This is a genomic window from Achromobacter sp. RT286_PF (genome assembly GCF_059760425.1).
The window spans coordinates 36,166-59,121 of the sequence record NZ_JCBAMR010000005.1 but is presented as its reverse complement, the minus strand read 5'-3'; the positions used below and the strand labels follow the sequence as shown (position 1 = coordinate 59,121).

13 protein-coding genes are annotated in these 22,956 nt (G+C 66.8%); all 13 read left to right on the top strand.

Features of this window, described 5'->3' with window-relative positions:
* Nucleotides 1–16 precede the first annotated feature (16 nt).
* A complete protein-coding gene (locus tag AC6LJY_RS06510; protein WP_498135535.1) occupies nt 17–829 on the top strand; it encodes a peptidylprolyl isomerase in 813 nt (270 codons plus the stop codon).
* Nucleotides 829–1,932, top strand: coding sequence for a GTP 3',8-cyclase MoaA (locus AC6LJY_RS06505; protein ID WP_498135623.1), 1,104 nt, complete (start codon nt 829–831; stop codon nt 1,930–1,932). Before AC6LJY_RS06510 ends, AC6LJY_RS06505 begins: the two co-directional genes overlap by 1 nt.
* A gap of 16 nt (nt 1,933–1,948) precedes the next feature.
* Entirely contained in the window at nt 1,949–2,608 is a 660-nt protein-coding gene (locus AC6LJY_RS06500) for a carbonic anhydrase (protein ID WP_046806711.1), read from the top strand.
* The gene (gene mobB, locus AC6LJY_RS06495; RefSeq protein WP_498135534.1) at nt 2,605–3,102 is read left to right on the top strand and encodes a molybdopterin-guanine dinucleotide biosynthesis protein B; all 498 of its coding nucleotides are present in this window, start codon (nt 2,605–2,607) and stop codon (nt 3,100–3,102) included. Before AC6LJY_RS06500 ends, mobB begins: the two co-directional genes overlap by 4 nt.
* Nucleotides 3,103–3,231: 129 nt before the next feature.
* Complete coding sequence (locus AC6LJY_RS06490; RefSeq protein ID WP_498135533.1) at nt 3,232–5,244, top strand: type IV pili methyl-accepting chemotaxis transducer N-terminal domain-containing protein; 2,013 nt, start codon at nt 3,232–3,234, stop codon at nt 5,242–5,244.
* Between the two features lie 12 nt (nt 5,245–5,256).
* The gene (locus AC6LJY_RS06485; protein WP_046806713.1) at nt 5,257–5,931 is read left to right on the top strand and encodes a response regulator; all 675 of its coding nucleotides are present in this window, start codon (nt 5,257–5,259) and stop codon (nt 5,929–5,931) included.
* Between the two features lie 502 nt (nt 5,932–6,433).
* A complete protein-coding gene (locus AC6LJY_RS06480; protein ID WP_498135532.1) occupies nt 6,434–17,383 on the top strand; it encodes an ESPR-type extended signal peptide-containing protein in 10,950 nt (3,649 codons plus the stop codon).
* A gap of 96 nt (nt 17,384–17,479) precedes the next feature.
* Nucleotides 17,480–17,941 (top strand): DUF4019 domain-containing protein, encoded by a 462-nt coding sequence (locus AC6LJY_RS06475; protein ID WP_104145796.1) that lies wholly within the window; start codon nt 17,480–17,482, stop codon nt 17,939–17,941.
* Nucleotides 17,942–18,054: 113 nt separating this feature from the next.
* Nucleotides 18,055–19,071: a ubiquinone anaerobic biosynthesis protein UbiU gene (ubiU, locus tag AC6LJY_RS06470; protein WP_219990270.1), complete on the top strand. Its 1,017-nt coding sequence runs from the start codon at nt 18,055–18,057 to the stop codon at nt 19,069–19,071.
* Nucleotides 19,068–19,961 (top strand): U32 family peptidase, encoded by an 894-nt coding sequence (locus tag AC6LJY_RS06465; protein WP_498135622.1) that lies wholly within the window; start codon nt 19,068–19,070, stop codon nt 19,959–19,961. Before ubiU ends, AC6LJY_RS06465 begins: the two co-directional genes overlap by 4 nt.
* Entirely contained in the window at nt 19,958–20,377 is a 420-nt protein-coding gene (gene ubiT, locus AC6LJY_RS06460; protein WP_498135531.1) for a ubiquinone anaerobic biosynthesis accessory factor UbiT, read from the top strand. The genes AC6LJY_RS06465 and ubiT overlap by 4 nt, the downstream gene beginning before the upstream one ends.
* A gap of 154 nt (nt 20,378–20,531) precedes the next feature.
* The gene (locus AC6LJY_RS06455; RefSeq protein ID WP_498135530.1) at nt 20,532–21,881 is read left to right on the top strand and encodes an MFS transporter; all 1,350 of its coding nucleotides are present in this window, start codon (nt 20,532–20,534) and stop codon (nt 21,879–21,881) included.
* Entirely contained in the window at nt 21,878–22,897 is a 1,020-nt protein-coding gene (locus AC6LJY_RS06450; RefSeq protein WP_104145799.1) for a histone deacetylase family protein, read from the top strand. The genes AC6LJY_RS06455 and AC6LJY_RS06450 overlap by 4 nt, the downstream gene beginning before the upstream one ends.
* Nucleotides 22,898–22,956: the final 59 nt, after the last annotated feature.

The window sequence follows — 22,956 nt, the reverse complement described above, 5'->3', positions numbered from 1 at the left end:
GAACCAGGAGCCCAACATGCCTGTCATCGTCAATGGCGTCGAACTGAACGACGCCGATCTGGAACGTGAACTGCCTTTGCACGCCGACGCCGGCAACCCGATGCGCAACGCCATCACGGCGCTGGTCTTGCGGCGGGTGTTGCTGGACGAGGCGCGACGCCTGGGCGTGGTTAGCGTCGGCAACCAGGACGCCGACAACAACGGCGCCAACGACAGCGCCATCGGTGACAACGAAGACGCCATCATCACCGCCTTGCTTGCCCGCCAGGCCGCCGCGCCGGTGGCGGACGACGCCGCCTGCCGGCGCTTCTATCATGCCAATCCGCAGCGCTTCATGGTGGGCGAGCTGGTCGAAGCCGACCACATCCTTTTCCAGGTGACGCCCGACGTCAACCTGGACATGCTGCGCGCCCATGCCAACGTGGTGCTGCAAGATTTGCTGGCCGATCCGTCAAGCTTTGCCCAGGTGGCGCGCGAGCAGTCCAACTGCCCGTCGGCCGCCGTGGGCGGCAGCCTGGGCCAATTGGGCCGGGGCGATACCGTGCCCGAGTTTGAACGCGCGGTGTTCGCGCTGCCGTCCGGCGGGCTGTTGCCGCAGCTGCTGCAAACGCGGCACGGACTGCACATCGTGCGGGTGACGCGCCGCATCGAAGGGCGCATGCTGCCCTACGAACACGTCGCGCAGCAGATCGCGGCGTCGCTGTCGGCCATGAGCCAGGACACCGCCTGGCGGCAATACACCAAGCTGCTGGTGGATCAGGCGGACGTGCAGGGCATAGACCTGCAAGGCAGCGAGGCGGATCGCGTGGTGGGCGGGAGGGCCGCGTGATGGGCGACCCTGCGGTAATGGACGACCCCGCCGCCGCCCGCGACTTTTGCACGCTGACCGACGGCTACGGCCGACGCATCGATTACCTGCGCGTGTCCGTCACGGATCGCTGCGACCTGCGTTGCAGCTACTGCCTGCCCAAGGATTTCAAGGGCTTTGAAACGCCCGCCAACTGGCTCACGCATGCCGAAATGGCGCGGGTGATCGGCCTGTTTGTGGCGCTGGGCGTAGGCAAGGTGCGGCTGACGGGCGGCGAGCCGCTGCTGCGTCGGGGCGTGGCGGATCTGGCCGGCGTGGTCGCCGCCATGCCTGGCGTGACCGACCTGTCGGTATCCACCAACGGCACGCGGCTGGCGCGCCATGCGCGGGCGCTGCGCGCGGCGGGCGTGACGCGGCTGAACGTCAGCCTGGATACGTTGGACGCAGAGGCCTTCAAGCAGATCACGGGGCGCGATTGTCTGGCGGACGTGCTGGCCGGCCTTGCCGCTGCGCGCGACGCGGGCTTTGCGCCCATCAAGCTCAATAGCGTCGTGCACGCGGCAACGCCGCACGCGGACGTGCGGCGGTTGTTGGACTACGCCATCTCGCAGGGCTTCGTACTACGCCTGATCGAACCCATGCCGATGGGCACGTGCGGGCAAGGCATGCGGCATACGGACTTGAATGCGCTGGGCGCCACGCTGGCCGCCGAGGCGGGGCTGGTGCCGGCGATGCCGGTAGCGGGCCGGCCGTTGGGGCAAGGCACAGGCACGCACGCGGGCTCGGGTTTCGGGTCGGGTTTCGGTTTGGGCTTCGGCGCCGGCTCCGGCCCCGCCCGGTACTGGACCGCCGGCCATGGCGCGCCGGTGCTGGGCGTCATCACCCCCATGTCGCGCCATTTCTGCGCCGCCTGCAACCGTGTCCGACTGGGCGTGGACGGCACCTTGTACCTGTGCCTGGGCCAGGAAGACCAGGTGCCCCTGGGCCGCATGCTGCGCGCCGGGGCCACCGACGCCGCGCTGACGCGCGCCATCCTGGCCGGCATCGCCGCCAAACCGGAACGCCACGACTTCCTGGCCCAGCCGGATCGCATCGTGCGCTTCATGGCGCAGACGGGCGGCTGAAGGACGAGGAAAAATCATGCGCGACATCGAACGATTCATCGACGGCTTCCAACGTTTTCAACAACAGTATTACGAGGAGGCACCGGCGCTGTACCGCCACCTGCGCGATGGCCAGCACCCCAGCACCTTGCTGATCGGATGCTGCGATTCCCGCGTGGACCCGGCCATGTTGCTGGGCTGCGACCCCGGCGACATCTTCGCCGTGCGCAACGTGGCCAACCTGGTGCCGCCGGCCAGCGCGGATCGTGGCCTGCAAGGCGTGCTGGCGGCGATTCAATTCGCGGTCGAGCAGCTGCGGGTCAGCCGGATCATCGTGCTGGGCCATGCGCATTGCGGCGGCATCCGCGCGCTGATGGAGCAGCGCACCCGCAGCGATGGCGAAACCGATTACCTGGAACGGTGGATGGACATCGCCGAACCGGCCCGCGACCGCGTGTTGCGCCAGATGCCGGCTGCGACCGACGCCGAACGGCGGCGCGCGTGCGAGCAGGCGTCCATCCTGATTTCGCTGCGCAACCTTGACGACCTGCCATTCGTGCGGCGCGCCGTGGCGGCGGGCAGCCTGACGCTGCACGGCTGGTATTTCGATCTGGTGGCCGGGGCATTGCTGGCATACTCGCCCCGGGCAGACGCGTTTCTACCCATTGTCTGTCCCTTGTTTTCGGAGCACGCATGAGCCCAGTTTTCGGTATCGCCGGCCGGTCCGGCAGCGGCAAGACCACGCTTATCGAAGCGATGCTGCCGCTATTGGCGGCGCGCGGCCTGCGCGTGAACGTCATCAAGCACAGCCATCACGACTTTCAGATGGAACCGCCTGGCAAGGACAGCGCGCGCTTTCGGCTGGCGGGCGCGCAGGAGGTGATGGTGGCCTCGCCGTACCGCTACGCCATCGTGCATGAATTGCGCGACGCACCCGAACCCAGCCTGGACGAGCAATTGGCGCGGCTGTCGCCCGCCGACCTGGTGCTAGTCGAAGGTTTCAAACAGGCTGCGATTGCCCGCCTGGAAGTTTATCGGCCCGCCCTGGGCAAGCCTGCACTGCATGCGGAGGACGGCAGTTTCCTGGCCGTTGTGACTGACGCCGCGCTGGACACCGCCTTGCCATGCCTGCCGCTGAACGACCCCGCGCGGGTCGTGCAATTCATCTGCGACCATTTGGGCCTGCCCTGAAGGCGAATACACTAGGCACCGCGCGGGACGCACGGCGGGCATTGCAAGCATCGCAACCACCGCAACCACCGCCAACACTGCACCGCGAGTCCCGCACCGCAAGTCCCGCATCGCCCTGATCCGATCACCATGACGATTTCTCCGTCCACCGCCGGTACCGCCACCCCCACCGACCGTGGCGCCACCGCCAGCGCTGCCTCCGGCGCCCGCACGGCTGCGCCGGATGTCGGCTCCGACGGCCTGCCGTCGCCCCGGCATCGGCTGTCCACGCGCATCGTCGCCAGCTCACTGGCCGCGTTGGTGGTGGTGCTGTCAATGATCAGCTGGACGCTGTGGCTGTCGTGGCAGCTGGAAGGCGCGGGCGCCGCCATCAATGACACCGGCAGCCTGCGCATGCGCGCCAACCGCGTTGCCGTCGAGTTGATGCGGCCGCAAGCAGGCCGCGAGGCGCGCAGCCAGGAACAGATGGCCGAAATGGACGAAACCATTTCCCGCCTGGCGCGCGGCAACCCGGCGCGCCCGCTTTTCATCCCCAATAACGAAGCGATCCGCACGCAATGGCATGACGTGGCCAATTACTGGCACGACGTGATGAAGCCCGCTGCCCAGCGCGCGCTGACGCAACCGGACGCGGCCGTGTACTTGCAGACGCTGCCCGAGTTCGTCACCCGCGCGGACACGCTGGTGCGCATGATTGAGCAAGACAACGCCGGCAAGACCACGGCGTTGCGGCTGTCGCAAGGCGTGCTGGCCGCCATCGCCTGCGCCGGCACGCTGGCGATGATCTATCTGCTGTACCTGTGGATCATCGCCCCGGTGCTGCGCCTGCGCGACGGCCTGCAACGCATGGCCGACCGGGATTTCAGCACGCGGCTGCCCGTGGAAAGCGAAGACGAATTTGGCGTCCTGGCGCGCGGCTACAACCGCATGGCGGACCAGTTGCAAGACCTGTACACCGGCCTGGAAACGCGCGTCGAACAAAAGACCGCGCAGCTGGCCGCGCAAAACCGAGACATCGGCGCGCTGTACGACATGGCCGCCTTCCTGAATCAGCCCAACGACATCGAAGCCATGTGCGACGGCTTCCTGCGCCGCGTCATGTTGCAGTTCGACGCCGACGGCGGCAGCATCCGCGCGCTGGACCCCGACAACGAAAAGCTCAACCTGGTGGTGTCGGTGGGCCTGTCCGACGCGCTGGTGGAATCCGAACATTGCATGAAGGTGGACGACTGCTATTGCGGCGTGGCCACGCGCCAGGCGGGCGTCGTCGTCATCCAGGATTTCCGGCATTCGCCGCCCGACATGGACTTGAACTGCGTGCGCGACGGCTTCGCCAGCGTGGCGGTGTTCCGCATCGTGACGCGCGACGAAGTGCTGGGTTCGTACTCGCTGCATTTTCGGCAACAGCGCCGGCTGGCGCCGTCCGACTCGCAGCTGCTTGAAACGCTGGGCCAGCATCTGGGTGTGGCGCTGGATAACCGCCGCCTTAGCGCGCAGGCCCGGCAACTGGCCGTGGTTCAGGAACGTGGGCTTGTCGCGCAAGGCTTGCACGACAGCCTGGCGCAAGGGCTGAATTTCCTGAACCTGCAATTGCAGATGCTGGACGCGGCCGTCAAGCGCGGCGACGAAGACGAGGTGGCTGAAATTCTGCCGCTGCTGCGCACCGGCGTTGACGAAAGCTATCAGGACGTGCGCGAACTGCTGAACAACTTCCGCACCAAATTGGGTCAGGGCGACCTGCAAGCCGCTATCGAAAGCACCGTGGAGCGTTTTCGGCGCCAGACGGCCATCGACATCACGCTGCGGTTTGATCGGGGCGAAGGCGCGCCGTTGCCGCCTGACCAGCAACTGCAAGTCCTGTTCATTCTGCAAGAAGCCCTGTCTAACGTGCGCAAGCATTCCGAGGCCAGCCGCGTAGACGTCACGGTGGGCAACGACCGCGACTTCAGCCTGCACATCGTCGATAACGGCCAGGGCTTCGACCCCGCCGATGTGGCGGCGCGCGGCGACGCGCACGTGGGCCTGCACATCATGCAAGAGCGCGCGGCCCGCATGCGCGCCCTGATAAAACTCGAATCGCAGCCCGGCGCCGGTACGCGCGTCATGCTGACTTTGCCTGGCAGCGAGCGCCAGGCCGCCTGACCTTTATTGACCATGCCCATCCGTATCCTGCTTGTCGATGACCACACCCTGTTCCGTTCCGGCGTGCGCCTGCTGCTGCAACGCCAGCCCGACTTTGAAGTGGTGGCCGAAGCGGGCGACGGCGTGGAGGGGATCAAGCGCGCCAAGGAATTGCAGCCCGATGTGATACTGCTGGACTTGAACCTGCCCGGCTTGTCCGGCCTTGAAACGCTGCAACTGCTGACGCAGGATCTGCCGTCTTGCGCGGTCATCATCCTGACCGTGTCGGAAGAAGCCGATGAACTGGGCCAGGCCTTGCGCGACGGGGCGCGCGGCTATCTGGTCAAGAACATCGACGCCGACGTGCTGACATCGGCCATCCGGCGCGCAGCCAGGGGCGAATCGGTGATAGCCGAGAGCATGACGGCCAAGCTGGTAGACCAATTTCGTGGCCAGGCCACGCAGGCGGCCCAGGCGGCGCAAGGCAAGGGCGCGGCCGAACGCCACCGCCTGACCGCCCGCGAGACGCAGATTGTGCAATGCCTGGCGCGCGGCGCCAGCAATAAAGTCATCGCGCGCGAACTGGACGTAAGCGAAAGCACGGTGAAGATCCATGTGCAGAACGTGCTGAAGAAATTGAACCTGACCAGCCGGGTGCAGGTGGCCGTCTACGCGGTGGAACACGGCCTGTATTCCGAAGAAGAATGACGGGTGCGTCATTAAACAATGACGAGCATGAAATATTGAATCTAAGACCGAATTCAATATTAGTACGACGGGAATATCCGGATTTCCGTCAATTCATATAAATAAGATTTCAGGTGCCTGGCATACCGAATCCGTTTCGGTATCGCCGGATGCTGCGTCCGTTTTTTCATCTTTCCGCCATGCCACCCCGTTGGCATTGTCAGGCGGCATAACCCTCTCCCGACGTTGTCTCCCTTGCCGCCTACCGTTGAATCGGTGTGCGGCGAATCATTTGCGTGCGGCTATTTTTTCAGCAATTCGTTTTTGCCATCTGATTATTCAGACGGAATTTATAAGAGGTTTCACGCGCTAGCGACAAAACACAAGTCGGATTAATTCCTTTCACTAGGATTCGTGACAGAAATGTCTGAATTTGCTGGGAAAAATCCTCTGATTCCTACTAGAAGAATCAGCGTCGCATTTACTGCTGGCGAATCGCGAAATTCGTCAATGGAGATTGGCCGTGAATAAAGTCTATAGCCTCGTTTGGAACCGTGTGACCGGTGCGTGGGTCGTCGTGTCGGAATTGACGAAATCCCGTGGAAAGTCCAATCGAGGTGCGCGGCAAGCCGCGTTGCGCAGGGCAGGGGGCATCGCGGCGCCATTGATACTCGCGGCGGCAATGGGAGGAACGGTCTGGGCGGGTACCGCCATCCAAGGCATGATCATCAACCCCATCACCACCGGCGGCATCTCACCGGCCGCGGTCGACGCGAACTCCATCGCTATCGGCGGCGGCGGGGGGGCAACGGCGACGAACGTCAGCGTGGCAATCGGCGATGGCTCCCTGGCCACAGGGGCGAGCTCCATCGCGGTGGGCCGTAATTCCTCGGTGACCGGCAATAACGCGACGGGCGTAGGCTCGAAGTCGACGGCCACCGGCATCAATTCCTCTGCGTTCGGTTCCGACTCCAACGCCGGCGCAAACAATACCGTGGCGGTGGGTGCTTCCTCGACCGCGTCCAACACGGGCGCAACCGCCGTGGGGCAAGGATCAACCGCGTCTGGCAACAGCTCGGTGGCGGTGGGTACGGGCGCTTCAGCGCTTGCCACGGGTGCCGTGGCGCTTGGACTGAACACCACAGCCGCCGGCAACAGCACCGTCGCCTTGGGCCAATTGTCCAGCACGTCCGCAGCTAATGCCGTGGCCATCGGCGTGTCGTCCACAGCCACGGCCACGGGCGCGGTGGCGCTGGGTGCGTCAGCGGCATCAGGCGGTATTGGATCGATCGGGATCGGCGTCAACGCGCAAGCCTTGAACCAGAACTCGTTGGCCATCGGGTCCAGCGCGGTGGCCGGCGCAACGGTGGGCGGCCCCATCAACGACACGGCGCTGGGCAACAACGCGCTGGCCAGCGGCGGCAGTTCGCTGGCGGCCGGCAACGGGGCGCGCGCCACCGCGGCCGGTGCGGTCGCGTTGGGCGCCAACGCGACGACGGGCGCCTCTTCGGCCGCCATCAACGGCATCGCCATTGGCGGACAATCGTCGGTGACCAGCCTCGCCACGTCGGGCATCGCCATCGGTCGCAATGCGCAGACCCTCGGCGCGTTCGGCATCGCGGTGGGCGATGGTTCGCGGGCCAGCGGCACGGGGCAAAACGTGGCGATTGGCTCGTCCGGCACGGCGGCCAACAGTGCCACTGCCCTGGGCGGGGCGGTGGCCATCGGGCGCCAACAAACCGCCACGGGCGACGGCGCGGTGGCAATCGGTGATCCCAACACCGCGACGGGCACGGGTGCGGTGGCGGTAGGCGCGGACAATAACGCGGCGGCGGACGGCTCGCTGGCCGTGGGTAACGGTAATACGGCCCTGACACCGGGATCGATCGCGCTGGGATCCACTTCGCAGGCCAACGGCGGCAATGGCGCTTTCGGCGCGGGCTTTTCTTCTGTGGCCGCCGGGCGCGGCGCGGTCGCTATCGGCAACACCAACCCGGCCACTGGCCAAGGCGCCGTCGCCATTGGCGACCTGAACACGGCGACCGGCCTGGCGTCCATCGCCATCGGCTCCGGCTCCCTGGCCACGGCGGGCAGCACCATTGCCCTGGGTTACCAGGCCAAGGCGTCGTCGGGGCAGGCCATTGCCATCGGCTATCAAAGCACCACCGCTGGCGTGAACGCAGTGGCGCTGGGCTATCTGACGAGCGCGGGCGGGTCCCGATCCGTGTCCATAGGCCCTGAAGCCAATGCGGCGGGATCGTCGTCCATCGCCATCGGCGACCTGTCAGTAGCCAAGGCGACGCAAGACACGTTTGTCGGCTATCTGGCGGGCAGCGGGTTGAACACCAGCGTGGGCAACAACACCGCCATCGGCGCGCAAGCGGGCACGTTGGCGGCGGGCTCGTTCAACACGGCCATCGGCAGAAGCGCCGGCCAGAACGTCAGCGGCAACTACAACATGGCGGGCGGGCACCTGGCCGGCAACAACGTGTCGGTGGACCGGACCGTGGCGCTTGGCTATCTGGCGACGACCAACATCGCCAACTCGGTGGCGCTGGGCAGCAACACCACCACCACCAGTATCTCGACGGCGTTTACGTCCGGTATGAACGCGTATGCCAGCAGCACGATCGGCGGCAACACGTACACCTACCTGGGCGGCCAACTCGTGCCCACGGGCGTGGTCAGCGTCGGGATTGACGGCAACACCACGCGCCGCATCCAGAACGTGTCGGCCGGCTTGCTCAGCGCCACCAGCACCGACGCCGTCAACGGTTCGCAGCTGTACGCGGTGGCGCAGCAGGTGTCCTCGTCGGCACCGACCCCCACCAACTATTTCAACGCCAACTCCACGGCGACCGGCGCGGGCAGCAATACGCGCGCCAACTCGGGCGCGACCGGTACGGACGCGGTGGCCGTGGGCGCCAGCGCCGCCGCCACCGGGCTGAACGACATGGCGTTCGGCAAGACGGCCACGGCGGGGGCGGGCAACGCCATCGCCATCGGTGTCGGGGCGCAGGCGACCGGCATCGCATCCATAGCGCTGGGCGCGGGCGCGACATCGACCGTGCCGGGCGGCGTTGCACTGGGCACGAACGCGGTGGGCTCGACCAACATACAGACCAGCGGTGTGGTGTCGCCCAGCACGGCGGGGCCGATCGCGGGTATCGCCTTCGACAACACGTCGAATATGGGCGTGGGCGCCATTTCTGTCGGCACGGCCACCGCCAAGCGCCAGATCAAGAACCTGGCGGATGGCTCCGATCTGACGGACGCCGTCACCGTGCGGCAGATGACGGCGGTGACCAGCGCGGCCAACTCGGGCATGAACAACGTGGGCACCAGCGTTGCCACCAACCTGGGCGGCGGCGCGACCTACACGGCGGCTACCGGCACCATCGGCACGCCAACCTACAGCGTGCAAGGCACGTCCTACACCAACGTGGGCACCGCGATAGGCGGGCTTAACACGGCGGTGACGAACCTGGCGACGGGCAAGATCGGCCCCTTTGTATCCGACAGCAGCGTGACCACGGTGCAGGCGGTGTCCTCGGGCGCCGGCGCGGCCGCGGGCGGTTTCGGCGCGTCGGCTACCGGCGCGGCATCCACCGTGGTGGGCAACCAATCGAGCGATAACGCGGTTGCCAACTCGGCCATCCTGGGCCAGGGGGCGTCGGTCACGGCAGGCTTGACTGGCAAGAACGTGGTGCTTGGTCAAGGTTCGACGGCGACGATCGGGTCGCAAGCCGGCTATTCCTCGTTCGGCCTGGCGGCGGCGCAGAGCTCCGCCGGTGAAGTGTCGGTGGGCACGGCGGGCAGCCGTCGCAAGATCACCAACGTGGCGGCCGGCAGCGCACTGACCGACGCCGTGAACGTGGGTCAGCTGAGCGGCGCGGCGTCCAACGTAGGCACCAGCCTGGCCACCGGCCTGGGCGGTGGCGCCACCTACAACAGCACGGCGGGCACGGTCAGCGCGCCCAGCTACACGGTGCAGGGCACGGCATACACGAACGTGGGCGCGGCATTGACGGGGGCCAACACGGCCATTACCAACCTGGTGTCGGGCGACACGGGCCCGTTCGTCTCGGACAACAGCGCGACCACGACGCAAGCCGTGGCCTCTGCCGCGAACAGCAGCGCGGGCGGCTTTGGCTCGTCGGCGACCGGTGCGGCATCGACGGTGGTGGGCAATCTGGCCACCGATAACGCGGTGGCCAATTCCACCGTGATCGGGCAAGGCGCGTCGGTGGCCTCGGGCCTGTCGGGTTCCAACGTGGCGGTGGGCCAGGGGGCGTCGGCCACAGTGGGTTCGCAGACCGGCTACACCGCCTTTGGCTTGGCGGCGACGCAGACCTCGGGTGGTGAGATGTCGGTAGGCACAGGGGCCAGCCGTCGCAAAATCACCAACGTCGCGGCAGGCAGCGCGGCGACGGACGCGGTGAACGTCGGCCAGTTGACGGGCGCGGCATCCAACCTGGGCACCAGCCTGGCCACGAGCCTGGGCGGGGGGGCCACCTACAGCAGCGCGGCGGGCACGGTCAGCGCGCCCGGCTACACGATTCAAGGCACGTCCTACGCCAACGTGGGCGCGGCGTTGACGGGTGCCAACACCGCCCTGACCAATCTGGCGACGGGTAAAACCGGTCCGTTCGTCTCGGACAACAGCGTGACCGCGACGCAGGCGGTGGCCTCGGCGGCGAACAGCAGCGCAGGGGGATTTGGGTCATCGGCCACGGGCGGAGCATCGACCGTGGTGGGCAATCAGGCCACCGACAACGCCGTGGCCAATTCCACGGTGATCGGGCAAGGCGCGCGCGTCACGGCCGGCTTGTCCGGCTCGAACGTGGCGCTGGGGCAGAACGCCAACGCCAGCACAGGGTCGCAAACCGGCTACACCGCGTTCGGCTTGTCGGCCACGCAGACGTCGGCCGGCGAAGTCTCGGTGGGCACGTCGGCCAACCGCCGCAAGATCAGCAACGTGGCGGCCGGCAGCGCGCTGAATGACGCTGTCAACGTGGCGCAGCTGAGCGGCGCCGCGTCCAACCTGGGCACGAGCCTGGCCACGGGCCTGGGCGGCGGGTCGACCTACAGCAGCGCGGCCGGCACGGTCAGCGCGCCCAGCTACACCGTGCAGGGCACGTCCTACGCCAATGTGGGCGCGGCGTTCGCGGGCACGGACGCGGCTATCAGCAGTTTGCTGACGGGCGATACGGGGCCGTTCGTGTCCGACAACAGCGTCACCACCACGCAGGCGGTGGCGTCGGGCGCGAACAGCAGCGCCGGCGGCTTCGGTGCATCGGCAACCGGCGCGGCGTCCACGGTGGTCGGCAACGAAGCCACCGACAATGCGGTCGCCGGCTCGACGGTACTGGGGCAGGGCGCGCACATCGCCACGGGCGTGTCGGGTTCGAACGTGGCGCTGGGGCAGGACTCCAGCGCGGCCACCGGGTCGCAGATCGGCTACACGGCGTTCGGCTTGTCCACCGCGCAAGATTCCGATGGCGAGGTGTCGGTGGGATCCAGCACCATCCAGCGCAAGGTCACGAACGTGGCGGCCGGCAAGGCGCCGACCGACGCCGTCAACGTGGCGCAACTGAGCGGCGCAGCGTCCAACCTGGGCGCCAGCGTGGCGACGGGCCTGGGCGGCGGGTCCGCCTATAACCCGGCCACCGGCCAGGTCGCGCCGCCAAGCTTCGGCATCCAGGGCGGCACCTACAACAGCGTGGGCGACGCGCTGAGCCAGCTGGATTCCGCGGTAAGCGGCATCAGCAGCGGCAGCACCGGCCCATTCGTGTCGGACGACAGCGTGACGGCATTGCAGCCGGTCGCCTCTGGTGCCGATGCAGTGGCGGGCGGCTTCGGCGCTTCGGCAACGGGCGCGGCGTCGACGGTCGTCGGTAACTCGGCGACGGATAACGCGGTGGCGGATTCCACTGTGCTCGGTCAAGGCGCGTCGGTTGCGGCGGGGCTGACGGGTTCTAACGTGGCGTTGGGTCAAGGCTCGATTGCGGCGATCGGCGCCGAAACCGGCTACACCGCAATCGGGCTGACGGCGGCACAAAGCTCCAGCGGTGAAGTGTCGCTGGGTTCGGCGGGTGCCGAACGCAAGATCACCAATCTTGCAGCGGGTAGTGCTGCCACCGATGCCGTCAACGTCGGGCAACTGACGGGGGTGTCCAACGCGGCGACCTCGGGCTTGAATACGCTCGGCACTAGCGTGGCGTCCAACCTGGGCGGTGGATCGGCATTCGATCCGACGACCGGCACGGTCACCACTCCCAGCTACGGAGTGCAAGGCAACACGTACTCCAACCTGGGCGGCGCCATCGGCGGGCTGGATTCGGCAGTCACCGGTCTGGACTCGGCGGTTACCGGCCTGGACTCGGCAGTGGCTGGCCTGGACTCCGCAGTGTCCGGTTTGGACTCCGCAGTTGCGGGCCTGAGCAGCGGCAACATCGGGCCCTTTGTGTCGGACAACAGCGTGACGACGACGCAAGCCGTCGCGTCGGGCGCCGATGCGTCGGCGGGTGGCTTCGGGGCTTCGGCAACGGGCGCCGCGTCGACGGTCTTGGGCAATTCCGCGACGGATAACGCGGTGGCGGATTCGACTGTCCTGGGTCAAGGTGCGTCGATCACGGCGGGGCTGACGGGTTCAAACGTGGCGCTGGGTCAAGGCTCAACCGCAACGATCGGTGCTGAAACCGGCTACACCGCGATTGGCTTGTCGGCAGCCCAAAGCTCCAGCGGTGAAGTGTCGCTGGGCTCGACGGGTGCCGAACGCAAGATCACCAATCTTGCAGCGGGTAGTGCTGCCACCGATGCCGTCAACGTCGGGCAACTGACGGGGGTGTCGAACGCGGCAACATCGGGCCTGAATACGCTGGGCACGAGCGTGGCATCCAACCTGGGCGGCGGATCGGCGTTCGATCCGACGACCGGCACGGTTACCGCGCCAAGCTACGGTGTGCAAGGCAATACGTACTCCAACCTGGGCGGCGCCATTGGCGGGCTGGATTCGGCGGTCACCGGTCTGGACTCGGCGGTTACCGGCCTGGACTCGGCAGTGGCTGGCCTGGACTCCGCAGTGTCCGGTTTGGACTCCGCAGTTGCCGGCCTGAGCAGCGGCAACATCGGGCCTTTTGTGTCGGACAACAGCGTGACGACGACGCAAGCCGTGGCGTCGGGCGCCGATGCGTCGGCGGGTGGCTTCGGGGCTTCGGCAACGGGCGCCGCGTCGACGGTCCTGGGCAATTCCGCGACGGATAACGCGGTGGCGGATTCGACTGTCCTGGGCCAAGGCGCGTCGATCACGGCGGGGCTGACGGGTTCTAACGTGGCGTTGGGTCAAGGCTCGATTGCGGCGATAGGTGCGGAAACCGGCTACAGCGCGATTGGCTTGTCTGCAGCCCAAAGCTCCAGCGGTGAAGTGTCGCTGGGTTCGGCGGGTGCCGAACGCAAGATCACCAATCTTGCAGCGGGCAGCGCTGCCACCGATGCCGTCAACGTCGGGCAACTGACGGGGGTGTCGAACGCGGCGACCTCGGGCTTGAACACGCTGGGCACTAGCGTGGCGTCCAACCTGGGTGGCGGATCGGCATTCGATCCAACGACCGGCACGGTTACCGCGCCAAGCTACGGTGTGCAAGGCAATACGTACTCCAACCTGGGCGGCGCCATTGGCGGGCTGGACTCCGCAGTCACCGGTCTGGACTCGGCGGTCACTGGCTTGGACTCGGCAGTGGCTGGCCTGGACTCCGCAGTGTCCGGTTTGGACTCCGCGGTTGCCGGCCTGAGCAGCGGCAACATCGGCCCCTTTGTGTCGGACAACAGCGTGACGACGACGCAAGCCGTGGCGTCGGGCGCCGATGCGTCGGCGGGTGGCTTCGGGGCTTCGGCAACGGGCGCCGCGTCGACGGTCCTGGGCAATTCCGCGACGGATAACGCGGTGGCGGATTCGACTGTCCTGGGCCAAGGCGCGTCGATCACGGCGGGGCTGACGGGTTCTAACGTGGCACTGGGCCAAGGTTCGACGGCAACGATAGGTGCCGAAACCGGCTACACCGCGATTGGCTTGTCGGCACCCCAAAGCTCCAGCGGTGAAGTGTCCCTTGGCTCGGCAGGTGCCGAACGCAAGATCACGAATCTTGCAGCGGGCAGCGCAGCCACCGATGCCGTGAACGTCGGTCAACTGACGGGCGTGTCCAACGCGGCGACGTCGGGCTTGAATACGCTCGGCACTAGCGTGGCGTCCAACCTGGGTGGTGGATCGGCATTCGATCCAACGACCGGCACGGTTACCGCGCCAAGCTACGGCGTGCAAGGCAATTCGTACTCCAACCTGGGCGGCGCCATTGGCGGGCTGGATTCGGCGGTCACCGGTCTGGACTCCGCCGTTTCCGGCCTGGACTCGGCAGTGGCTGGCCTGGACTCCACTGTCACCGGCCTGGACTCCGCAGTTGCGGGCTTGAGCAGCGGCAACGTTGGCCCCTTTGTGTCGGACAACAGCGTGACGACGGCGCAAGCCGTGGCCTCCGGCGCTGATGCGTCGGCCGGTGGCTTCGGGGCTTCGGCAAGCGGCGCCGCGTCGACCGTCTTGGGTAACTCTGCGACGGATAATGCCGTGGCCGGTTCAACCGTCCTGGGTCAAGGCGCATCGATCACGGCGGGCCTGACGGGCTCTAACGTGGCGCTGGGTCAAGGCTCAACCGCAACGATCGGTGCTGAAATCGGCTACACCGCGATTGGCTTGTCGGCAGCACAAAGCTCCAGCGGTGAAGTGTCCCTTGGCTCGGCAGGTGCCGAACGCAAGATCACCAACCTTGCAGCGGGCAGTGCGGCAACCGATGCGGTCAACGTCGGGCAACTGACGGGCGTGTCGAACGCGGCGACAGCGGGCTTGAACACGCTGGCCACCAGCGTGGCAACCGGCCTGGGCGGCGGATCGGCCTATGACCCGGTCACCGGTTCGATCAGTGCGCCCACCTACACCGTGCAGGGCAATACCTACACGACGTTGGGCAACGCGATCGGTGGGCTGGATGCCACCGTGTCGAACATCAGCAGCGGCAAGTCGGGGCCCTTTGTGGCGGATGCGTCGGTCACCACCGCGCAACCATTGGCAGCGGGCGCCAACAGCGCGGCGGGCGGCTTTGGCGCGCTGGCCACGGGTGCGGCATCGGTCGTGCTGGGCAACCAGGCTACCGACAACGGCGTGGCCAAATCCACGGTGCTGGGCCAGGGGGCGACCATCAATGCCGGCTTGACCGGCGCCAACGTGGCCTTGGGCCAGGGGTCGGTGGTGTCGATGGGCGCGCAGAACGCGTATGTGGCCTTTGGCCTGGCGGGCACGATCAGCTCGGCGGGCGAAGTCTCGGTGGGCTCGCCGGGCAACCTGCGCAAGCTGACCAACGTGGCGCCGGGCAGCGACCTGACCGATGCGGTCAACGTGCGCCAATTGCAAACCGTGAATACGCGTCTGGCGCAGGTGAATACCGACGCCTTGATGTGGGACCCGTCGTCCAACGGTGGCGTGGGCGCCTACACGGCCGCGCACGGCAGCATCGGCGGACCCAGCATCATCACCAGCGTGGCGCCGGGCGTGCTCAGCGCAACCAGTTGGGATGCCGTGAACGGAGCGCAGCTGTTCGCCACCAACGAAGCGATGTCGGAGTTGACCACGACCGTAAACAACTTTGCGGGCACGGTTGATCCGACCACCAACGGTCAGGGCGTTCGTTACGAGCGCACCAATGACACCGGGATGACACCGAGCAACGCGTTTGCAAGGGGACAGGGCTCGACCGCCATCGGCTACAACGCCCAGGCGGACGGCGCGGGCAGCCTGGCCTTGGGCGCCAACACGCAAGTCACTGTAGATGGCGGTATCGCCATCGGCGAAGGTTCTATCTCGGATCGGGCCGCCGTGACGCGCGCCGCGACCCGCGCCGTGGCGCCGGGGGCGTTCTCGGTGGGCGCGCCGGGCATGCTGCGCCAGGTCATCAACGTGGCCGATGGCACACAAGCGCAGGACGCCGTGACGGTGCGCCAACTGCAAGGAGCCATCGCGTCGGTTGCAGTGACGGGCACCCAGTACTTCCACGCTAACAGCACGTTGGTGGATTCGTTGTCGGTGGGCACGGACGCCATTGCCGTCGGACCCGAAGCGGTGGTCAACGGGGACTCGGGCATCGGCATGGGACTGGCGGCGGAAGTGGACAGCACTGCCACCAACGGCATTGCCATCGGTTCCTCGGCGCGATCCGCGCTGGACTCGGCCGTGGCCTTGGGTTCGTCGGCCCTGGCCGGGGGCTCGCAGTCGTTGGCCTTGGGCGCCTCGGCGAGCGCCGCGGGTGATCGCAGCGTGGCGCTGGGCGGCTCCGCCAGCGCCGCCGGGGATAACACCGTGGCGCTGGGCACTGGCGCGCAGGCCTTGCAAGCGGGCGACGTGGCGCTGGGTGCCAATGCGGTGGCCGACATGGGCGCGGCGCCGGCCTACACCGGCAAGTACTCGGGCGTGTCCAACACCATCGCTGGCACGGTGTCCGTCGGCACGGCGGGCGCGGAACGCACCGTCAGCAACGTCGCCGACGCGCAAAACGCCACTGACGCCGTGAACCTGCGCCAGCTGGATGGCGCGGTGACGCAGGCCAACCTGTACACCGACCAGCAGATCGCCACCGTCAATAGCGGCTTGACGCAAGGCGGCAGCGGCATGTTCCAGGTGAACCAGGCCAGCGCCACACCGGCGCCCACGGCCACCGGCGCGGATGCCACCGCGGCCGGCGCGGGCGCCGTCGCCTCGGGTGACGGTAGCACCGCGTTGGGCAACGGCGCCGAAGCGCGTGGCGCCAACTCGGTGGCGCTGGGGGCGGGCAGTACCGACGGCGGACGTGCCAACGTCGTGTCCGTCGGGGCGGCCGGCAAGGAACGCCAGGTGACCAACGTGGCGGCCGGCACGGCGCAGACGGACGCGGTCAACGTGCAGCAGCTGGACGCGGCCAAGCAGGGCTCGGTGCAGTACGCCACCACGCCGGGCACGGGCGCGGTTGACTACTCGCGCGTCACGCTGGGCAACGGCGGGGCACCGGTCACGCTCAGCAACGTGGCCGATGGCGTCGACAACAACGACGCCGTCAACGTGCAGCAGTTGAACGCCGGGCTGGGCGGCGCGGTGCAGCAGTCCAACGCCTACACCGACGGCAAGTTCCAGAACCTGCGCAGCGACGTCGATCGCTATCGCCGCGATGCGGCGGGCGGCACGGCCACGGCGTTGGCGGTGGCGGGTCTGGCGCAAGCCTACGCGCCGGGCCGGGGCATGTTCTCCATCGCCGGCAGCACGTACGACGGGCAGCAGGGCTTTGCGATGGGCTTGTCCACCGTGTCGGCCAGCGGCAATTGGGTCTACAAGCTGTCCGGCTCCACCAACACGCGCGGTACGTATGGCGCGGTGATCGGAGCGGGCTATCAGTGGTAAGGGAACGTCGGCTTGCCGGAACGATTTTCCGGCAAGCCGGTGGGCTTGTGCAGTGCTTGTGCCAATGCGGTGTTTATCTTTTCACAGTGAGGATTTATGCAACAACAAACTCTGATTTCTCGCGCCTTGCGCGTCGGCCTCTTCAGCGGCGCCCTGTTGCTGGCGGCGCCGGCGCTAGCGGCCGATCCGTCGCTGGACAGCGCGGTGACGGCGGCCCAGCAATGGGCGTCGATGTCGGATAGCGGCGCCACGGACAAGATGTGGAGCGCCAGCAGCGACATCATGAAAAAGAGCGTGGACAAGCAGGGCTGGTCCGAATACCTGAGCCAGCTGCGCAATGAAGTCGGCCGCCACACGAAGCGCGAGTGGCTACAGGTGGTGCGCGTGTCCGACCCGGCCGACCTGCCGCAAGGGCAGTACGTGAACGTGATTTTTTCCACCAAGTTCCTCAATATGCCCGCCACCGAAACCGTATCGATGGTGGCCGGCAAGAACCGCTGGATACCGATGGGCTACGTGGTGCGCAAGATTGCACCGGACGGGCAAGCGCCCATGTAAGCCGGCGCGCGCGCGGGGCGGTGCCTCGGGGATGCGCCCCGGGGCCTGCCCAGCCGGGCCAAGTTTGATTTGCGACAAGGCCCGCGTGTGCGCCGGACTCTAGACTGCCGGGCATGGAAACCTCTTCCCATCCCCTGGAACTGGTGGCGCCGGCCGGTAGCCTTGCGGCGCTGACCGCCGCATTGGATGCCGGCGCCGATACCGTCTATCTCGGCCTGCGCAACGCCACCAACGCCCGCAACTTCGCCGGGCTGAATTTCTCTGAAAACGACATACGCCTCGGCGTCGAGCTTGCGCATCGGCGCGGACGCCAGGTGCTGTTCGCCATCAACACTTTTGTACAGGCGGGCAGGGCGGCCGAGTGGCACGCGGCGGTGGATGCCGCGCACGCCCTGGGCGCCGACGCCGTCATCATGGCCGACCCCGGCCTGTTGGCCTATGCCAGTGATCGCTACCCCGACCTGCGCCTGCACCTGTCAGTGCAAGGGTCGGCCACGCACGCCGACGCCATCGAACTGATGAAGGAACAATTCGGCATCCGCCGCGTGGTGTTGCCGCGCGTGCTGACCTTGTCGGAAGTGGCGCGCATCTGCGCCAACGTCAGCGTCGAAGTCGAAGTGTTCGGCTTTGGCAGCCTGTGCGTGATGGCCGAGGGCCGCTGCCTGCTGTCGTCGTACGCCACGGGCGATTCCCCCAACAACAAGGGCGTGTGCTCGCCCGCCCACGCAGTGCGCTGGGCGGAAGCGAACGGCCGCATGGACGCGCGCTTGTCGGGCATTTTGATCGACCGCTACGAACCCGGCGAACCGGCCGCGTACCCCACGCTGTGCAAGGGGCGGTTTCAAGTTGATGGCCGCGACGATCATGCGCTGGAAGAACCCACCAGCCTGAACGCCATCGGCCTGTTGCCGCGCCTGGCGCAGATGGGCGTGCGCGCCATCAAGATCGAGGGCCGCCAGCGCAGCCCGGCCTATGTGGCGCAAGTGGTCGCCACACTGCGCGCCGCGCTGGACAGTGCGCAGGCCGACCCCGCGCGCTTTGCCCCGCTGGCCAAGTGGAACGCCTTGCTGGCGCGCCACGCGGAAGGATCCCAAGTCACACAAGGCGCATTTGAACGGCCATGGAAATGAACCCCAAGCAATATCAAATATCGGTCGGGCCGCTGCTGTACTACTGGACTCGGCGCGACACGCTGGACTTCTACGCCGCCTTGGCGGACGGCCCGGCTGACATTCTTTATGTGGGCGAAACCGTCTGTAGCCGCCGCCATGAATTGCGCGCGGACGACTGGCGCGACCTGGCGCACGACCTGCGCGCCGCAGGCAAGACGGTGGTGCTGTCGGGCCGCACCTTGATCGAGACGGGCGCGGAAGCCAGCGCATTGAAGAAGCTGTGCGCGCAGGACGACTTCATGATCGAAGCGGGCGAGCTGGGCGCGGTGCGGCATCTGGCCGGGCGGCCTTTTGTGGCGGGGCCGCACGTGAACGCGTATCACGGCGGCACGCTGCAATGGCTGGCGCAGCAGGGCGCCATGCGTTTTGTGGCGCCGCTGGAGATGGACGGCGAAACGTTGGCGCGGCTGCTGCAAGAGCGGCCCGTCGGGCTGGCCGCCGAAACGCTGGTATGGGGTCGCATGGCGCTGGCGTTCTCGGCGCGCTGCTTTACCGCGCGGCATTTTCGCTTGAAGAAAGACGAGTGTGGCTTTCGCTGCATTGAGCATCCCGATGGCCTGGACATGCGCACGCGTGAATCGCGTGAATTTCTCAGTATCAACGGCATCCAGGTGCAGTCCGCCGCGTGCCTGGATCTGCTGGCGCAGGCCAGCGAGCTGGCGCGGATGGGCGTCGACGTCTTGCGCGTCAATCCGCAGTCGGCCGGCACGCACGAGGCCATTGCCGCCCTGGATGCCATACGCCATGGCCGACCCGCGGGCACGGTGCTGCCACCTGCCGGCATGGGGCGATGCAACGGCTATTACCACGGCCGCTCGGGCATCGAACTGCTGGAGGCCACGGCATGACGGCGCCCGCGCACATTCCGGCCTTTCTGGCGGCGTTGGGGCGCCGCGTGCCGGCGCCGCTGGCGTCATTGCACATGGCGGCGGGGCTGGAACTGGCGCGTCGCGTCAAGTGGCTGGCGCCACCCGCCGAGCTGGACGGCCGCACTTTTGCCATCACCATCGAGGACCTGGGCGTGCGTGCCGGCTTCTCGGTGCAAGGCGGCGCATTCCGCCCGGCCTGGACCCGCGCGCCGGCCGACCTGGAGCTGGGCGCGGTTTTGGCGGACCTGATCAGCATGGCGCGCGGCGACACCGATGCAGATACCCTGTTCTTTCAACGGCGCCTGCGGATATCCGGGGATACCGAACTAGGGTTGATCGTGAAGAACTGGCTGGACGCCGCGCCGCGCCCGGCCTGGATGCGGGCAGCAATATAAGGTCTTGGGCGGGCCTGAAAACCCGCTAAAACTAGGGGTTTCCACTCATTAGGCAAAGTAATTCAGAGGATAAGAAATAAGAATTTTTCTTATGGCGAGGCCGGGGCTATAACGATTGGCTGATAGACCTCAACCTACGTAAGAGAGATAAGCCATGAGGGGAAATTCCGTGACGGGCCACCAACCGGTGCGCGCGTCGACCGCCGCTTTTGTCGGCACCATGATCGAGTGGTACGACTTCTACATCTACGCCACCGCCGCCGCGCTGGTGTTCGGCAAGTTGTTCTTTCCGTCCGCGTCGGGCTTTTACGGCACCTTGGCCGCGTTCGGCACTTTTGCCGTGGGCTTTTTCGCGCGGCCGCTGGGCGGCGCGATCTTTGGCCACATCGGCGACAAGATCGGCCGCAAGAAATCCCTGGTGATCACCTTGGTGATGATGGGCTCGGTCACGGTGCTGATCGGCCTGTTGCCCACACACGCGTCCATCGGCGTCTGGGCGCCCGTGCTGTTGATCCTGCTGCGCATCGTGCAGGGCATTGCCGTGGGCGGTGAATGGGGCGGCGCGGTGCTGATGGCGGGCGAACATTCGCCGGACAAAAGCAAGCGCACGTTCTTCGCCTCGTTTGCGCAGCTGGGCAGCCCGGCCGGGCTGATTTTGTCGATGCTGATGTTCAAGCTGGTCACCGGGCTGGATGACGAGGCGTTTCTCAGCTGGGGCTGGCGCGTGCCGTTCCTGTTCTCGGCCGTGTTGCTGGTGGTGGGGTTCGTGATCCGCCTGAGCGTGAACGAATCGCCCGACTTCGTGGCCGAGCAGGCCGCACAGGCCACGCGCGCCAAGTCCGCCGCGCTGGCCGGCACCAAGCCCGCGCAGGCGCCGCTGGCACAGGTGCTGCGCGGCGCGCCGGGGCTGCTGGCGCTGGCCGTGGGCGCCAATGTGCTGGGCATTGCCGGCTTCTATTTCACCAACACGTTCATGATTGCCTACACCACGCAGTACGTGGGCCTGAACCGCGCGGTGATCCTGGACTGCCTGCTGGTGGTGTCGATCATGCAGTTCTTCATCACGCCGCTGTCGGCCTACATTGCCAGCCGCGTGGGCAACCTGCGCTTTCTGGGTGCCATGGCGTTTGCGTCGATCTTCACGCCCTACGCGATGTTCAACCTGGTCGACCAGGGCTCGCTTACCAGTATTACGCTGGGGGTCGGCGTGGCGGTACTCTTCATGGGCGCCTACTACGCCGTTATCGCCGGCTACGTCAGCGACAGCTTTCCCACCCGCATCCGCTACACCGGTATTTCGATGGCATATCAGTTGTCGGGCGCCATCTTCGGTGGCTTGACGCCGCTGCTGGGTACGGTGCTGGCCGAGAATTTCAAGGGCCAGTGGTGGCCGCTGGCGCTGTTGTTCTCGGCGATTTCGTTGCTTTCCCTGGTTTCCGTCCTGCTGCTGGGCACTGTCGGCCAGCGCACCCAGAATTTTCAACTGAAGGATCAGCAAGCATGAAGGCATTTTTTCACGACGACCAGAAGCTGCATCATCCCCAGACCTATTTTTCACGCGGCAAGATGCGCACGCCGCAAGAAGTGCCGGCCCGCCTGGACGGCCTGGTGCAGGCGGCGCAGAAGCTGGGCTTTGACGTGCAGGCGCCGGCCGATCATGGCGCGGGCGCGCTGGCGGCGGTGCATTCGCTGGACTACCTGCGTTTTCTGCAAGACGCGCATGCCGACTGGATGAAGCTGCCGGGCGACTGGGGCGGCGAAGTGGTCTCGAACGTGTTCGTGCGCGAACCCAACGCCTTGCGTGGCGTGCTGGCCAAGGCCGGGCGTTACCTGGCGGACGGCAGCTGCCCCGTGGGCCCGCACACCTGGCAGTCGGCCTACTGGGCGGCGCAGTGCGCGGTGGCCGGCGCCGAAGCCTTGCTGGCCGGCGACCCGCACGCCTACGCCATCTGCCGCCCGCCGGGCCACCATGCGCGGCGCGATGCGGCGGGTGGCTTTTGCTACCTGAACAACGCGGCCATCGCGGCGCAGCGGCTGACGTCGAAGTTTCCCCGCGTGGCCATCCTGGACACCGACATGCACCACGGGCAAGGCATCCAGGAAATCTTCTACGAACGCAACGACGTGTTGTACGTGTCGATTCACGGCGATCCTGAAAACTTCTACCCGGTGGTCGCGGGCTTTGAAGACGAGCGTGGCGCGGGCGCGGGCTACGGCTACAACATCAACCTGCCCATGCCGCACGGCTCCAGCGAAGCCGTGTTCTTTGACCGGCTGGCGCAGGCGCGCCGCGCCATCGAGCTATTCCAGCCGGACGCGCTGGTGCTGTCGCTGGGTTTCGACATTTTCGAGAAAGACCCGCAGGCCATGGTCAGCGTCACGGAAGACGGTTTCGAGCGCTTGGGCGGCGAGGTCGGCGCGCTGCGCCTGCCCACGCTGATCGTGCAGGAAGGCGGCTACTATATCGACGGATTGGAATCCAACGCGTCGCGCTTCTTCGCGGGGCTGACCGGCGTCTGAAACACGGGGCATCGGCGGGGCCGGCGTGGATTCCACCCGGCCTTTTTTTCGCCCTTGAC